At 71.3% G+C, this 15,631-nt stretch carries 10 protein-coding genes; 5 read left to right on the forward strand and 5 right to left on the reverse strand.

What is annotated here, in order from left to right:
• Positions 1 to 23: 23 nt before the first annotated feature.
• Positions 24 to 1,577, reverse strand: coding sequence for a phytoene desaturase family protein (locus tag ACZ5GP_RS01160; RefSeq protein WP_468748757.1), 1,554 nt, complete (start codon positions 1,575 to 1,577; stop codon positions 24 to 26).
• A gap of 268 nt (positions 1,578 to 1,845) precedes the next feature.
• Here ACZ5GP_RS01160 and ACZ5GP_RS01165 point away from each other — a divergent pair, with 268 nt between their 5' ends.
• Both ACZ5GP_RS01165 and ACZ5GP_RS01170 read left to right on the forward strand, forming a co-directional pair.
• A complete protein-coding gene (locus ACZ5GP_RS01165) occupies positions 1,846 to 2,793 on the forward strand; it encodes an aldo/keto reductase (protein ID WP_468748758.1) in 948 nt (315 codons plus the stop codon).
• 63 nt (positions 2,794 to 2,856) lie between these two features.
• On the forward strand, positions 2,857 to 3,501 hold the full coding sequence (locus tag ACZ5GP_RS01170) for an HAD family hydrolase (RefSeq protein WP_468748759.1): 645 nt from the start codon (positions 2,857 to 2,859) through the stop codon (positions 3,499 to 3,501).
• A gap of 84 nt (positions 3,502 to 3,585) precedes the next feature.
• On the opposite strand, the gene gntD is transcribed toward ACZ5GP_RS01170, so the two are convergent.
• The 4 genes from gntD to ACZ5GP_RS01190 are packed head-to-tail and all read right to left on the reverse strand — an operon-like array spanning position 3,586 to position 7,668.
• Positions 3,586 to 4,611: a guanitoxin biosynthesis L-enduracididine beta-hydroxylase GntD gene (gntD, locus tag ACZ5GP_RS01175; protein ID WP_468748760.1), complete on the reverse strand. Its 1,026-nt coding sequence runs from the start codon at positions 4,609 to 4,611 to the stop codon at positions 3,586 to 3,588.
• A gap of 50 nt (positions 4,612 to 4,661) precedes the next feature.
• Positions 4,662 to 5,345 (reverse strand): cyclase family protein, encoded by a 684-nt coding sequence (locus tag ACZ5GP_RS01180; RefSeq protein WP_468748761.1) that lies wholly within the window; start codon positions 5,343 to 5,345, stop codon positions 4,662 to 4,664.
• Complete coding sequence (locus ACZ5GP_RS01185) at positions 5,342 to 6,547, reverse strand: argininosuccinate synthase domain-containing protein (protein WP_468748762.1); 1,206 nt, start codon at positions 6,545 to 6,547, stop codon at positions 5,342 to 5,344. The genes ACZ5GP_RS01180 and ACZ5GP_RS01185 overlap by 4 nt, the downstream gene beginning before the upstream one ends.
• Positions 6,544 to 7,668, reverse strand: coding sequence for a TauD/TfdA family dioxygenase (locus ACZ5GP_RS01190; RefSeq protein WP_468748763.1), 1,125 nt, complete (start codon positions 7,666 to 7,668; stop codon positions 6,544 to 6,546). The genes ACZ5GP_RS01185 and ACZ5GP_RS01190 overlap by 4 nt, the downstream gene beginning before the upstream one ends.
• Positions 7,669 to 8,660: 992 nt before the next feature.
• On the opposite strand from ACZ5GP_RS01190, the gene ACZ5GP_RS01195 reads away from it, so the two are divergent.
• From ACZ5GP_RS01195 to ACZ5GP_RS01205, 3 genes are all read left to right on the forward strand, one after another.
• Positions 8,661 to 11,798, forward strand: coding sequence for an amino acid adenylation domain-containing protein (locus ACZ5GP_RS01195; RefSeq protein WP_468748764.1), 3,138 nt, complete (start codon positions 8,661 to 8,663; stop codon positions 11,796 to 11,798).
• A 100-nt stretch (positions 11,799 to 11,898) separates the two neighbouring features.
• Complete coding sequence (locus tag ACZ5GP_RS01200) at positions 11,899 to 14,616, forward strand: AMP-binding protein (protein ID WP_468748765.1); 2,718 nt, start codon at positions 11,899 to 11,901, stop codon at positions 14,614 to 14,616.
• Positions 14,617 to 14,631: 15 nt separating this feature from the next.
• Positions 14,632 to 15,630 carry a class I SAM-dependent methyltransferase gene (locus tag ACZ5GP_RS01205; protein WP_468748766.1) on the forward strand — a complete coding sequence of 333 codons (999 nt, stop codon included), beginning with the start codon at positions 14,632 to 14,634 and terminating at the stop codon, positions 15,628 to 15,630.
• Position 15,631: the final 1 nt, after the last annotated feature.

Below are 15,631 nucleotides of genomic sequence, written 5' to 3' on the forward strand. Positions count from 1 at the left end.
GGACCACGGGGTGCGCCACCGGTTCACGCTCCCAGGGCGGCCATCGCGGCGTTGTGCCCGGGGATGCCGCTGACTCCCCCGCCGCGCACGGCGCCCGCCCCGCACAGCAGGACGTTCGCGTGCCGGGTCTCCACGCCCCAGCGCCCGCCGGCCTCCTCCGCGTAGGGGAAGGCGAGATCGCGGTGGAAGATGTGGCCGCCGGGCAGACGCAGGTCGCGCTCCAGGTCGAGCGGGGTCTTCGCCTCGACGCAGGGGCGGCCTTCGGCGTCCGACGCGAGGCAGTCGGCGATCGGCTCGGCGAGATACGTGTCGAGCCGGGCGAGCGTGGACTTCAGGAGCTGGGCGCGGACCGCGTCGTTGTCCCGGGTGAAGAGCCGGGCGGGTGTGTGCAGTCCGAAGAGGGTGAGGGTCTGGTGGCCGCGCTCGATCAGTTCGGGGGCGAGGATCGTCGGGTCGGTCAGCGAGTGGCAGTAGATCTCCGAGGGCGGCGCGGCGGGCGGGACCCCGGCGGCGGCCTCGGCGTACGCCGTCGCCAACTCCTCGTACCCCTCGCCGATGTGGAACGTACCGGCGAAGGCGTCCTGGGGGTCGACGGACGTGTCGCGCAGCCTCGGCAGCCGCTTCAGCAGCATGTTGACCTTGAATTGGGCGCCTTCGGCGGGGGCGGGCGGCTCGTCGCCGAGCAGCTCGGCGAGGGCCTGCGGGGAGGCGTTCACGAGCACGTGCCGGGCGGCGACGGTCCGCTCGTCGCCGTCGCCCTCGCGGTAGGTGACCTCGCCTCGCTGTCCGTCGGTGACGATCCGCGTCACCTCGCACCCCGTGCGCAGCCGCGCGCCCGCGACGCGCGCGGCGTCGGCGAGGGCCCCGGTGAGGGCGCCCATGCCGCCGACGGGCACGTTCCAGTCGCCGGTGCCGCCACCGATGACGTGGTAGAGGAAGCAGCGGTTCTGTCGCAGGGAGGGGTCGTGGGCGTCGGCGAAGGTACCGATGAGGGCGTCGGTGAGGACGACTCCGCGCACCAGGTCGTCGGCGAAGCGCTCCTCGATCGCCGCGCCGATCGGCTCGTCGAACAGGGTGCGCCAGGCGGTGTCGTCGGCGACGCGGGCCCGCAGTTCCGCCCGGCTGGGCAGGGGTTCGGTGAGGGTGGGGAAGACGCGGCGGGCGACCTGCCCGGTCATGGCGTAGAAGCTCCGCCATGCCTCGTACTCGCCGGGGCCTGCGGTGAGCCGGGCGAAGGCCTGCCGGGTGCGGGCCTCGCCGCCGCCGACGAGCAGACCGGTCGGGCGGCCCGCGCGCTCGGTCGGGGTGTAGGAGGAGATGGTGCGGGTGCGCACCCTGAAGTCCAGGTCGAGATCCCGGACGATCTTCTTCGGCAGGAGGCTGACGAGGTAGGAGTAGCGCGAAAGCCGCGCGTCGACCCCGGGGAAGGGCCGGCTGGAGACGGCGGCCCCGCCGGTGCGGGTGAGCCGCTCCAGGAGCAGCACGGAGCGCCCGGCGCGGGCGAGGTAGGCGGCGGCGACCAGGCCGTTGTGACCACCGCCGACGATGACGGCGTCGTACGCATCGCGTTCGGTCATGACTCTTCCTAGCACGGGCGGGCGCCGTCTTCCGCTACCCGGCGAGCCGGGAATTGTGGTTCCGGGCGGCGTTCCGGGCGGTCCGCCCTTCGGATGTCACCACCGGTAATCCCCGGCTCTCGTCATGCGCGTCAACCTCCTTTTCCGGAAAGCCTTGTAGCGCATGTCCACGGATTCTATGCTGATCCGGATGAGGGTGCCGCCACGGGTTCATGGCGAGCGCGACGGCAGGGCAGTGCATTCATATCCCACTCGAAAGGAATATTTCGTGCGCACAACCGCACTTGGTTTTCAGGGGCCGTCGGTCGGTCGAATAGGACTGGGTGCCATGGGGATGTCCTTTGCCTACGACCCCCGGCGCCGTGACGACGAGGCTTCCATGACCGTTGTGCGCCGCGCGCTCGATCTGGGGGTGAATCTGATCGACACGGCGGATGTGTACGGCCCCTTCACCAATGAGGAACTGGTCGGGCGTGCCCTGCGCGGCCGGCGCCACGAGGCGGTGCTGTCGAGCAAGGGCGGCGTCCGGTTCGACGGGGAGGACTTCGCCCTCGACGGGCGTCCGGAGTACCTCAGGTCCGCCCTGGAGGGCAGTTTGCGCCGCCTGGGCACCGACCACTTGGACATCTACTTCCTGCACCGCGTGGACCCCCGGGTTCCGGTGGAGGAGAGCTGGGGCGCGCTCGCGGACCTGGCGACCGAGGGCAAAGTACGCGCCCTCGGCATCTCCGAGGCGTCCGCCGACGAGGTGGAGCGGGCCCGGGGCGTCCACCCGGTCGCCGCCGTGCAGTCGGAGTTCTCCCTGTTCACACGCGACTTCCAGGGCGACGTCGTGCCGTACTGCCGTGCGCACGGCATCGCGTTCCTGTGCCACTCACCGCTCGGCAGCGGGCTGCTCGGCGGGCGCTACACCGCGCCCACGGATCTGGACGCCGACGACTTCCGAGCCGACATGCCCCGGTTCACCGCGGAGTCGATGGCCGCCAACGCGGAGCTGGTGGAGCGGGTGCGCGCGGTGGGCGAGCGCATCGGCGCCACCTCGGCCCAGGTCGCCCTGGCCTGGCTGCTCGCCCAGGGCGAGCACGTCATCCCGATTCCCGGCACCAAGACCCTCCGCTACCTGGAACAGAACGCCGCGGCGGCCGACCTGGTCCTGTCGGCGGCCGACCTCGCCGAACTGGACGCCCTGCCGGCGCCGGTGGGCGCCCGCGAGTAGCGGACACCGGTGCCGCGCCACCCAGTACCACAGAGCGATTGACCACTTAGCGATTGGCTGTACGTGAATAAATTCGCCATATTCGATCTCGACGACACCCTGGTGGACAGCGCGGGCGCGGTGGACCGGTGGTTCATCGAATTGACCGAACAGCGAAATCTCGGGGCGGACGGATTGGAGTTCCTCCGGGCGGAACAACAGCGTCCTGTTGCCCCGCGGGAAACCTTCCAGGCCATCATCGACCGTTTCGGGTTCACGGAGTCCCCGGATGAACTGCGGAGCATTTTCCTGGAGCGGGTACCGCTCCTTTCCCGTACGTTCGACGGCGTCGCGCACAACCTCGAAGAACTGCGTGCGCGCGGGTGGCGGACCGCGCTCCTGACCAACGGCACGGCGCTGGACCAGCAGCCGAAGATGCGGGACGGCATGGCGGACCTGTTCGACGTGGTGTGCTTTGCCGACGACGAGACATCGCGCAAGCCGGACCCGGAGATCTTCCGGCTCGTCGCCGATCGCGCGGCCGGCCGGCTGGACGGGGCCTGGGTGATCGGCGACTCCCTGGAGCACGACATCGCGGGCGGGGCCGCCGTGGGCATGTCGACGATCTGGGTCTCCGGCGGACGCCCGCTGCCCGCCGGGGCGCCGACCCCCACCCGGGTCGTGGCCTCGGTCGGAGAGGCGTTCCCCCTGCTGCTCGCCGTGGGGTGAGGGAGCCCGTGCGGCGTGCGGCCCGGCAGCCCGGACCGCACGCCGCACGAGTCCGTCGCGGCCCGGGCCGCCGGGCGCCCGGCCCTACTGGATGACCCGGTCGTGTGCCGAGAGCCGTCGGGCCCGCGAACGTCGCAGGTCGCGCGTGATGTTCATCCGCTTCAGCCAGCGGTCCGAACCGTCGAAGTGCGCCTTGAACGGCCGACGGCCGTGGATCGCCTTGGCGTTGTCCAGGAAGAGGATGTCACCGGGCGCGAGGGCGACGTCCTGGATCTTGCGGTTGATCTCGGCGCACAACCGCTCCAGCGCCCCGGCCGCCTCCTCGGTCAGCGGGGTCATGCAGTCGGGGTCGACGCGCAGATAGGGGTCGGCCTCGTCACCGAGCAGGACGCTCACGGCCACCGGGTTGCGGTGCAGCTCCTCGATCCGCTCGAAGCTCTCCCGCGCCCGGGCGTGCCTGCTCTGCGGCAGGTGGGTGGTGTACGCGTTGCGCTCCGCCGAGTGCGAGCCGCTCGGCCTGGTGGCGAAGAGCGGCCGGCGCAGGACGGCGCGGTCCTCGTCCGTGATGTCGAGGTCGGAGATCTCGGCGTACGTGGTCGGCGCGCTGTAGGGATTGCGCAGACACATCAGCGCGGTGTAGTCCGACCGGTAGGGGTGGAACGCCTCCTCTGTGTGCCACTCCAGCAATTCCTCCGAACCGGAGGATATCTGCTCCTTCTCGTGCCCCTGGATGGGCACGATGTTGTGCATCAGCAGCCCGTTCTGCAAGGTCGCGTAACCGAACGGGTCTCCCAGGAGCTGGGCGCACAGGGCGAAGAACCCCTCCTCCCTGAGCGCCGGCGAGCGCTCCCCCTCGGGCTGGTGCCAGTGGCCGGGGGTGGGCCCTATCGCCTCGCTGATCCGGATGCCGGACAGCAGGAAGCCGCCGGACGGCTCGGTGAGCCGGAACCCGACGAGTGCTTCCCGCAGCTCCCGCGGCAGCTCGTGCGCGAGCACCGCGGCCTTCGCGTGGAACGCCGCGTCGTGCACGCTCGGCAGGTCACGGGTCAACTCCCGTACCAGCTCGTCGAGAACGGTGTTGGCCCGGGCGTCCAGGTGGTACTTCTCCATGTCCACGACCTTCGTAGAAGTAGTGCTGTCTCCTGCTCCGGCGGCGCCGGTCACCCTTCCGTGCCGACGAGGGCGTAGGCCCGCACCGGGAAGGTCCCCATTCCGGCGACGGGGATCGGCGCGGCGTGGAAGCGGAACTCCCGGCCCACCACTTGCTCGAGACCCGTCATGTGCTCGACCACCGGGATCCCGGCGGCCAGCAGCCCGGTGTGGGCCGGCCGGGCGAGGTCGGCCATGTCGTCGATGTTGACCGAGTCGATGCCCACCAGTGCGGGGCGCCGGGCCACCAGCCACTCCACGGCCGCTTCGGTGAGGAAGGGGTGTGCCGGGTCCCCGTACGACGGGGTGGCCCAGTGCCGGTCCCAGCCGGTGTGGACGAGCACGGCCCGGTCGGTCACCTCCAGCCCCTCGAAGACCTCCGGCCCGATGGCGCTCGGCGCGCCGGGGGGCACGGTGACGGCGACGCCCTCCAGGTCGGCGAACCGGGACAGCGGTACCTGCGAGAGGTCGGCACCGCCGTCGAAGCGGTGGAAGGGGACGTCGGCGTACGTCCCCGTGTTCGCCACGAGGGTGATGCGCCCGATCTGGAACTCGGTCCCCGGGGAATACCGCTCACGCGAGTCCACACGCGACATGTGGTCCTCGATCACCGGTCCGGGCAGCCCGGGGTAGGTGGTCATGCCCTCGCGCACCACGTGCGAAAGGTCGACGAGGTCCCTCTTGTTGCCGGTCATCGCGGGTCTCCGAATCGTCGCAGTCGGCTGGGCAGCGTGGCCAGCGACAGCCAGGGTGTGTAGGAGTAGTCGGACATCGACGCGTGGAACGTCTCGCCGAAGCGGGTGTAGTAGAGGCCGTTCGCCGAGTTCACGCTGAGCACCGTGATCGAACCCCGGTGCAGGCGCAGCCGCACGGAGCCCTCCAGCGGGCGGTCCAGATCCGCCAGGCACCTGGCGAGACTCTCGCCGAGGTGGCTGAACCAGCCGCCCTGGACCACGGTGGTGGTCCACTCGCGGGCGATCCCCCCGCGCACCGCGTGCTCCTGGGCGGTGAAGACCGCGTTGGCCAGGACCTGGTGCGCCTTGATGATCACGGTCGCGGCGGGCGCCTCGCGGATCTCGTGGTTCTTCACCCCGAACGGGGTGTCCTCCAGGCCGGAGGAGCGGCCCACGCCATGCTCGCCCGCCAGCCCGTTGAGATGCTCCACGAGGTCGCCGAAGGCGATCGGCCGCTCGTCGAGGGCGACGGGCAGGCCGTGTTCGAAGGTGAGGAGCACCTCGGCGGGGTCGGCGGGAGTGTCGGCGATGTCCCGGGTCCAGCGGAACACGCTCTCGTCCAGGCGGTTCTCCGGGCTCTCCAGGGAACCGCACTCGATGACCCGCGCCCACGGGTTGGCGTCGACGCTGTGGATCCCCTCGGGGAACGAGACGCCGACCTCCCGCAGCGCGGCCAGCTTGCTCTCGCGGGGCAGGTCCGAACCGAGGAAGGGCGCCGCCACGCCGATCTCCGGGGCCAGGGCGGCGATCGACCCACTGAGTCTGATCGAGCTGTTCTGCATGTAGGTCGCCGTGTGGCCGATCACGTCGCAGCCGCGTTCCCGCGCCACCTGGACGGCGGTCTGTGCCATGAGGGGCCGGGTGAGCGTCGAGCCGACCGGGAACTGTTCCTGGTACAGGGCGTCCGCGTGGACGGCCGCGGGAGCGAACCCGTCGAAGAACCGGTCCGTCACGTCGACGTCGACGAAGTCCGCGCCGAACTTCTCGGCCTGCTCGGCCGCGGCGTCGAAGGGCTCCCGGTCGCCGATGCGTATGTGCAGCGCCGTCATGGTGGTACCGAGGGCTTGGAGCCGCTGGAGCAAGTAGGTCCCGTCGACCCCACCGGAGTACAGCAGCAGCATGTGCCGCGGGGGCTGCTCGGCGAGTTCGCCCAGGCTGGTCATGAACCGGTGCACACCGGGTCCTCGATTCGTGGGGTGGGAAGAAGTGATTCGGGGGAAAAGAGGCCGATGTCCCTGAGCGGGCGGCACACGCGCGAGCCGGCGGGGCGGGCCTCGCGCGAGGAGCGCAGGTCCGTGACGGCGAAGCAGCGCCTGAGCCAGCGGTCCGTCCCGTCGTGGCGCGCGGCGAACTCCGAACGCCCGTGCAGGGCGGTGCGGTTGTCCACGACGAGGAGGTCACCGGTTTCGAGCACGCCGCCCCGCAGGGTCGCGAGGAACGCGGCCTTGATGTCTTCCAGGGCGGCCCGCGCCTCGTCGTCGACGCCCTCCATGGCGTGGAAGTCGGCGAGGAGGTCCGGAGTGGCGGCGGATCCGGAGAGCACGGGAAGCGGGCCGGTGAGCAGGTCGGTGGAGCCGTTCCCGAACGAGCTGCTCACCCGCAGACGAAAGCGCGACTCCCGCAGGACCGCCGCGGTCCGCCCGGAGAGCAGGGGCAGGGCCCGGGCGGCCGCGCCGACGACGGTGCGCGCCGTGCGCCCGTGATCGGGGCGTATGCACATCAGCGTGATGAAGTCCGGCTTGTACGGGTGGAACCCGTCCTCGGTGTGGAGTTCGAGGTAGACCGTGCCGGAGTTCTCCTGACGCCTCTCGGCGCCCTCGACGGGGGCGACGTCCTGGACGATCGCGCCGTTCTTCTCGTCCGCGTAGGAGATGACCGCGCCGACGGTGGACGCCACGGCCAGTTGCGCGAACGTGGCCACCGGCAGCTCGTGCCAGTGCGGCAGGAAGCCGTCGGTCGGCGTCGCGGGAGGCATGAGATCGACGGGCATGTTGCGCAGGAGGAGGACACCGGCGTCGTTCCCGTGCCGGCGGAACCCGCCGAGTGCCTCCAGCACCCGTCTGGGCAGCCGGAGTCCGGCGAGCTCGGCCTCCGTCAGCAGTTCCTCGTCGTCCAGCGACCGGTCCTTCAGGGCACGGGCCGACGAGGCGAACTCGTCGGCGGCCGCCTCACGTTCGGCGTCGGTGAGCGTGATCGTCACGTCGCCGAGTGGCGCGATCGCTTCGTCGGCGGGATCACCACCGGCGGTGTTCGGCGGTTGTGTTGGTTCACGTACCTGAATCACCAGGCCCCTCCCTTGATGTCAAGACTGATGCGAGCCGGGGTCCGGTCGTTCGGACCGGGCTCGCCGACCGCCCCGCACACGCAGGGTGAACGGCTCTTTCCAGCCGGGTCGGATCCAGCCATTCCGATTGCGGAGAACAGTGGAAATACGCATGAGGGCGGCACGGAAAAGTCCGGTTCCGGTGACTGGTGCGACGATTGCACCAAAGGGTCCGTCAGGCTTCCCCGACACCCGCGGCCCGGACCCGACTTACTCCCTGATGTTCTCGGCGATAGCCCGATCAGCGGGCGGCCGGGGCACCGACAACCCGTGGGCGCGCGGCGCCGTGGTCATGAATGGCGTGCCCGAGCACGGCCTTGTCCTGTCACTCATCGAAGACGCCCCCGTGTCAAGGCCTTTGCCTCATGCGTTCGCCATCGAAACAGAAAGGACCGGAGGGCGCAAGCACCTTCATGCGGCTTCGGATCAGCCACAAGATTGCCGCTTGCCACCCCTTCAACCCCAAACTACAGTGCGTCTCGCAGCACACACAGCGAGCCAACATTGGCGCGAACGGGGGTGTAGACGGGGTGTACATGAGGGCCGAGGCCAGATATGGGCGACCACCTCTCGGGCGCCGCACGGAGATGCCCGGATTCACCTGATGTAATCGCGGGGGACGTTCTCGACCATTTTCCGCGACCGCTTACGACATCGCGCGTCTTTACGGCTGCTGGTACAGCCTTTCCAAGTGAGTGGTGCGCCGTCCGCACCCTCGGGGCCGATGGCCGACCAAGGGGTGAATGCCCCTCTCATTGTACCGGGTGTACACAGCACCCTCTTGAGTCTTCAACCTGACTTCCGCCGGACCAGCTCTATGTCCGAATCCGGCGGGTTCCATGGGAATGGCGTGCTCAATGCCCGCGCGCCGTTTCTTCCGTTGCGCCCGAAGTCACACGCTTCGTGGCGGACCCATGCACTTGGCAAGGGAAAACTCACCGGGATTTCCGCACATGAGTCACTCCACCATTCATGGCCTCATAGCCGCGCGTGCCGCGTCGCAACCCGACCTGCCGGCCGTCGAGTACGGCACCGAGCGCCTCGACTTCCGTGAGCTGGAGCGCCGCTCCGACGCCGTCGCCCGACGGTTGCGGGCGCACGGTGTCGGGCCCGGCGTCTTCGTCGCCGTGGCCCTGGAGCGCTCCGCCGTCATGGTGGTGACGCTGCTGGGCATCCTGAAGGCGGGCGGCAGTTACGTCGCCCTGGACCCGGCCCACCCCGAGGCCCGGCTGCGCTGGATCCTCAAGGACGTCGCCCCCCGGCTGGCGGTGGCGAGCCGGGCCCTCCGGGACGCGGTCCCCGTGACCGAGAACCCTCTTCTGGTCGCCGAGGAACTGGCCGGAGCGACGGCCCCCGACGAGAGGGCCCGGGACACGGCGGGAGCGCCCCGCGCGGCGGCCCCGGCCGACGCGGCGCTGCCGGAAGGCGACCCCGACCGGCTCGCCTTCATCACCTATACCTCGGGCACCACCGGCCGCCCCAAAGGGGTCATGGCGGTGCACGACTCCATCGCCTACTTCATGGGCATGATCACGCCGTACCTGGCCCTGGGGCCGGGCACCCGGTTCCTCCAGTTCTACCCGCTGACGTGGGAGACCCAGGCGCTCGACATCTACGCGGTGCTGGCCGCCGGCGGCACGGTGATCATCCCGCCCGCCGGGACCGAGACGGCGGGGCCGGGCCTCGTGGAATTCCTGCGGGGCTCCCGCGTCACCGGCGCGATGCTGCCCCCGGCGCTGCTCGCCGAACTGACCGAGGAACCGCCCCTGCCCGACCTGCACACGCTCGCCTACATCGGTGAGCGGTGTCAGCCGCAGGCCGCCGAGCGCTGGGGAAGCGGCCGCCGCCTGGTCAACCTCTACGGACCCACCGAGGTGACGGTCGCGGCCAGTGCCTCGGACGAGCGTCCGCCCGGTGACGCGCCGCCGATCGGCAAGGCCCTGCCCGGCCGTGAACTGCACGTCCTCGACGCCCGGATGAAGCCGGTCGCCGACGGGGAGCCGGGCGAGCTCTATGTCGGCGGCCGGGGCCTGGCACGCGGCTACTGGGGCCTTCCCGAACTCACGGAACGGCAGTTCCCGCCGGACCCGTTCAGTGACCGGCCGGGCGCCCGTCTCTACCGCACCGGTGATCGGGTGCGGTACCTGCCCGACGGCAACCTGGACTTCCTCGGCCGCGTGGACGACCAGCTCAACGTCCGCGGCCAGCGGGTGGAACGCGGCGAGATAGAGGCGGTGATCGCCGCCCATCCGGGCGTGCACTCCTGTGCGGTCGTCGTCCAGGGAGAGGGACCGGACGCCAGGCTCGTCGGCTTCGTCGTCGGCTCCCCGGGCGTCGAGAAGGAACTCGCCGACCGGCTGGCCGAGGAGCTGCCGCCCGTCATGGTCCCCTCGTTCCTCGTGCCGCTGGAGCGCCTCCCGCTCAATCAGCACGGCAAGTTGGACCTGGCCGCGCTCCGCGCGCACCGCCCGGAGGGGACCGGTTCCCGCACCGCCCTCTCGGCTCCCCGGCCCGGGACGCAGGCGGAACTGGCCCGCATCTGGGAGGACGTGCTCGGCGTGAGCGGGATCGGCACCGGCGACGGCTTCCGAGCCCTTGGCGGCACCTCCCTCCAGGCCATCCGGGTCCAGAACCGGGTGCGCGAGCACTTCGGCGTCGCGCTCACCGTCCGGGAACTGCTGGGCGCGGGCACCTTGGCGGAGCTGGCTCGTCTCCTGAGCGCCGACGGCGCCGAACGGCCCGCCCTGCCCCCGCTCACGCGCACGGACACGGACACCGGCACGGGCGCCTCCCACCCCGCTTCCCTGCACCAGCGGCGGTTGTGGGCACAGACCCGCATGAGACAGGCCGCGTCCATCGCCTACAACGAGACGTCCGCACTCCACGTGAGCGGCCCCCTGGACCTGCCGGCCCTGCGGCGCGCCGTCCAGGACCTCGCGGACCGGCACGAGGCCTTCCGGAGCAGCCTGCACCTGGACGGGGCCGACCTCCGCGTCGACGTCGCCCCGCAGGTGACGGTGGCCCTGGCCGAGGAGGACCTGTCGGGGGCCACCGACCCTCTCGCCGAGGCCACTTCGCGGGTCACGGAACTGGGCGCCCTCCCCTTCGACCTGGAGCGGGCACCTCTGCTCAGGGCGGCGTTGCTGACCGTGGGCGCCGAGGAGCGGGTGCTCGTGCTCGTCACCCACCACACCGTCGCCGACGGCCTCTCCCAGGACGTGCTCGACCGCGACCTGTCCGAGTGCTACGCGGCTCGCCGCGTCGGGCGCGAACCCGCTCCCCGGCCGCAGGGCGCGCTGCGCCCGCGCGATCACGCCCTGTGGCAGCGGGCCACGGCCAAGCATCCCGTGCTCGCGGTGGGCCTTGACCACTGGCGTTCCGTACTTGACAGCGCCCCGACCGAGACCCACCTGCCCACCGCCGGGCCGCGGCCCGCCTCGTTCAGCCACCTGGGCGGCCGCGTGAACCACCGCACAGGTCACCAACTGCGCCGGTCGGTCGAGCAGTTGGCCAAGGAAGCGGGCACCACTCCGTACGCGGTGTGTCTCCTGGCGCTCGCGCTCCTGGTGTCGCGCCGCACGGGACGGCGGGACGTGGTGATCGGGTCCCCCTTCTCGGGGCGCCCGAGCCAGGAGGCCGAGGACGTCATCGGCTTCTTCACCAACACCGTCGCGATGCGGGTGACACTCGACGGCGCCGCGGACCCGCTCAATCTCCTTGGCGCCGTGGACGAGCAGATCCAGGAGGGGCTGGAGCACCAGCACGTCGCGTTCAACGACGTGGTGCGGGCGGTCGGCGCCCGGGCGGGCGCGTCCGGCCAGCCCCTGGTCCAGGTGGTCCTCGCCTACCAGGGGCCACTGCGGCCCCGCGCCGCGCTCACCGGTACCCGTGTGGTGCCGTGGCTCGTGGACAACGGCACGGCCAAGGCCGATCTGACGGTGGAGATCAACGAGGTCGGTGACGAGCTGGTGGTGGTCCTCCCCTACAGCGCCGACGTCATGGACCTGCCCACCGCGCGCAGCACGCTCACCGAGTACGTGGATCTGCTGCGTGAACTCACCGCCGTGCGGACGGACGACGTGCGGTCCTGAGGCACCGGTCGTGCACCGTGCCGACCGATCCGTCCCTCCTGCCTGTCCGCCCGTGCGGAGGGCCCCTCCCAACCGACAAGCCAACCAGAGGGGAAGTCCAGTGGATCTTTCCACGCTCCTAGCCCACCACCTCGGCGCGCACGGCGACCAACCGGCCCTGGAGTCGGGTGCGCGGACCTGGTCATACGCCGACCTGGACCGGGTCACCCGGGACCGCGCCGCACGACTGCGCAGGCGGTATCCGCGAGCCGTACGGGTTGCCACGGCCGGTGAACACACCGCCGAGTCGCTCCTGTGGGCGCTGGCCGTGATGCGTGCGGGGCTGGTCTACACCCCGCTCAATCCGGGGCTGCCCCCCGAACGCATGCGCGAGGCCATTCGCGTGGCCGGGCCCGACCTGGTGCTCCGTACCACCCCCGACGCCCTGCGCGACCAGGACCTGGACGGGCTCGTGGTCAGCGCGGACGAACTCGCCCGCGAGGCGGTCCCGCGGGCCGACGGGGAGCCCCCGGCCGCCTGGCCCGTGCGCGAGACGGCGTACTCCGTGTTCACCTCGGGGTCCAGCGGAGTGCCCAAGCTGGTGAACGTCGGCCACCGGGGCATCGAGGACCTGTGCCGGGCCCAGACCCGCCTGTTCGGCATCGAACCGGGCCATCGGGTGCTCCAGTTCTCCTCGCTCGCCTTCGACGCCTCCATCGCCGAAATCCTCGTGACGCTGTACGCCGGCGGCACTCTGGTCGTCCCCGAGTGGGACGGCGGCTCATGGGTGAACACGGTGGGCACCCATCTGGCCGCCCATGGGTGTGACGTGATCACCGTGCCCCCGTCGGTGTACGCGCGGTTGCACGACGAGGCGCGCAAGACGATCGGCACCGTCGTCTTCGCGGGCGAGGCCCTGACGGAGGTGGAGTTCCGGGCGGCGGCCCGGTTCAGCCGGGTGCTCAACGCGTACGGTCCCACCGAGGGCACCGTGTGCTTCTCGGTGACGGAGCCGAACCGCTTCACCACTTCTGTCGGCCGCCCCATCGACGGGTACCGGGCGCGCGTCCACGACCGGGCGCGGGGCCTCTACGCCACTTCAGGGCGCGGTGAACTGGTCATCGTCGGTGAGGGCGTCGCCCTCGGCTACGAAGGCGTGGAGCGGGGGGACGGGCCGTTCACGACGGTCGACGGCAGCGCGGCCTACCACACCGGTGACGAGGTCGAGCTGCGCGACGGCGAGGTCTTCTACGTCGGCCGCCTCGACGACCAGGTCAAGCGGCTCGGCCACCGGATCTCCCTCACCGACCTGGAGGGCAGGCTGTCCCGGCTGCTCGGATCGCGCGTCGCGGTCCTCACCCACGACGGCTCCCTGGTCCTCGCGTACACCGCGGCCGGCCGGCCGGAGCCGGAGCTGAAGGCCTGGCTGCGCGAGTTGCTCCCGAAGTGGGAGGTGCCCGACATCATCCTGGCCGTGCCGGACATCCCGGTCACGCACACCGGCAAGGCCGACAAGGACGCACTGCGGGCCCTCGTGGAGCGCGACGGCACCACCACGGAGCCGCAGTCGGCCGGGCGGGAAGCCGGGCAGGACGTCGTGAGCGGCCTGGCCGAGGAGGTCCTCGGCACCCCGCTCGCCCCCGACGTGTCCTTCTTCGACGCGGGCGGGGACTCCTTCGCACTGGTCCAGCTCCAGGTCGGCCTCGCCCGGCTCTACGGCGAGGAGCGGGTACAAAAGGCCTTCGACCTGCTCAACTACGACTTCACCGTCGAGGGTTTCCTCGCCGCGCTGGGCGAGCGACCGGAGCCGGTGGCCTCCCCCGTGCCCTCGGTGTTCCGCACGGTCTCGGCCGACCTCGCCGACCTGCCCGCGGCGCTCGCGTCCCTGCGGCGGAGAGCGACCGGCGACCCGCGGGCGGTCACCGTCACCGGCGCCGGCGGCTTCATCGGTGGGCACGTCCTCGACCGGTTGCTCGGCACCGGACGTCCGCTGACCGTCGTCGCCACCAGCAACCCCCGGCGGATCGTCGAGCGCCACTGCGCGCGCTTCGGACGGCGGGAAGCCGACTTCGCGGACGTACGCTTTGCGACCTACGACGACCTGGAGGCGGGCGGCGGCGACACCGACGGCTGGGGAGCCGTCGTGCACTGCGGCTACCAGGTCAACCATGTGCTGCCGCTGGAGCGGCACGTCAAGGACAGCATCGCCAACACCCGCACCCTGGTGCGGGCGGCGGCCCGGCGGGGCGCCCATCGCTTCGTGTTCGCGTCGACCGCCTCGGCCGGGCGGGAGTTCGTGCCGTTCACCGAGGACGCGCTCGCGGCCATCGGCGACCCGTACTCCCAGTCGAAGTTCGTGGCCGAGGCCTACGTCGAGGCGTTGGAGGACGACCACTGCGAGGTCGACATCGTCCGCATCGGGCTGGTGTACGGGCACACGCCCGGTGACGCCGCCTTCCTCGACGACGACGTCTTCGCGAACCTGCTGCGGATCTCCAAGAAGGAGGGCGCGCTGCCCCGGCTGAGCGGCCTGGTGCCGGTCTGCCACGTCGCCGACGTCACCGACTCCCTGCTGGCCGCGGCCGCCGGGCGGGCGTCGGAGCGGCGCTCCCTGCTGTTGCAGCGCACCTACGGCGTCGACGAACTCCGTGCGGAGCTCGGGGGTCTCCCCCTGGCGGACCCGCAGGAGTGGCTCACCACCGTGACCGAGGCGGGTACCGCGGACACCCGCGTACTGGCCGCTCTCCGCCTCTGGCTCAGCGAGCCGGGCTGGACCAGGCCGGTGCACGGTACGTGCCGGCCGATCATCCGGGAACTCACCAAGACCTTGGAGATCTGACGCATGAGCCCTGATGTGGCTACCACCACCGCCCCCGAGCAGCGCTGGGACCCGGGTGCCCCCCTGGACACGGCGTTCGTCCAGGACGAGATCAGCATCCGTGAGGAACTGCGCCGCGGCGACTTCGCGCGCTGGCGGCGCCCCGGCGGCCACGAGTTGCGCGAACGGCTCACGGACCGCCCCGAGCGGCTGTTCCTCTTCCGTACCGGCGAGCGCTGGTACGCCGGCTGCAAGACGATCTCCGACTACGTGCTCGACCAGGGCATGCCGGGAGTGTTCTGCAGCCAGGTGTACTGGTACAACGTGGTCGGCACGGTGGCCAATGTGCGCACGTCCGACGCCGACGCCCGGATCGTGTTCGAGCCGCTGGACGAGGCCGGGCGCCGCGCCGCCTTCGACGCGATCACTCCGCTCACCGAGATCGTCCATCCCTTCGCCAAGCAGCGCGAGCCGGGCCGGGAGAAGACCAGCCCGCCCGACGGCTGGCTGGTCACCGAGGAACGCGCCGCCTTCCTCGGCCTCGGGGAGGAGCACATCCGCACCTACACGCGGGAGCGTTTCGCGCCGTGGCTCGACGCCGCGGCGGGCGAGGTCCTCGCGTACGACCCCGCGTGCTCCACGGGCCAGTTCCTCTCCGAGTTCGCCGCCCTGGACCCGGCCAGGATCCGCACGGTGGGCCAGGACCTGAGCCGGCAGATGGCCGACTTCGCCGCCTCCCGCCTGGAGAAGGTGGTCTGCGGCGACGCGGCGGACCCCGCCGTCGAACCGGGCACCGCCGACATCGTGTTCAGCCGGTTCCTCAACTCCGAGGTCGTCTCCACCGCCCAGGCCAGGGAAATCCTGCCCGGCCTGGTCCGCACGCTGCGGCCGGGCGGCATCATGGTGCTGCTCGGTCACAGCCCCGTCCTGCTGGACACCGTGGACCTGCTCGACTGCGGGCTGCGCGTCCAGCAGACCGTCGCACGCCACGACGACGCCCTCTTCCAGTACTACGTGTGCGAACGCGGAGCCTGAT

Source organism: Streptomyces sp. NPDC031466, from assembly GCF_055581265.1.

Coding starts and splice junctions, on each gene's coding strand:
- ACZ5GP_RS01195 (WP_468748764.1), top strand. CDS start 8,661: ATGAGTCACTCCACCATTCATGGCCTCATAGCCGCGCGTGCCGCGTCG.
- gntD (WP_468748760.1), bottom strand. CDS start 4,611: ATGGAGAAGTACCACCTGGACGCCCGGGCCAACACCGTTCTCGACGAG.
- ACZ5GP_RS01180 (WP_468748761.1), bottom strand. CDS start 5,345: ATGACCGGCAACAAGAGGGACCTCGTCGACCTTTCGCACGTGGTGCGC.
- ACZ5GP_RS01160 (WP_468748757.1), bottom strand. CDS start 1,577: ATGACCGAACGCGATGCGTACGACGCCGTCATCGTCGGCGGTGGTCAC.
- ACZ5GP_RS01185 (WP_468748762.1), bottom strand. CDS start 6,547: ATGACCAGCCTGGGCGAACTCGCCGAGCAGCCCCCGCGGCACATGCTG.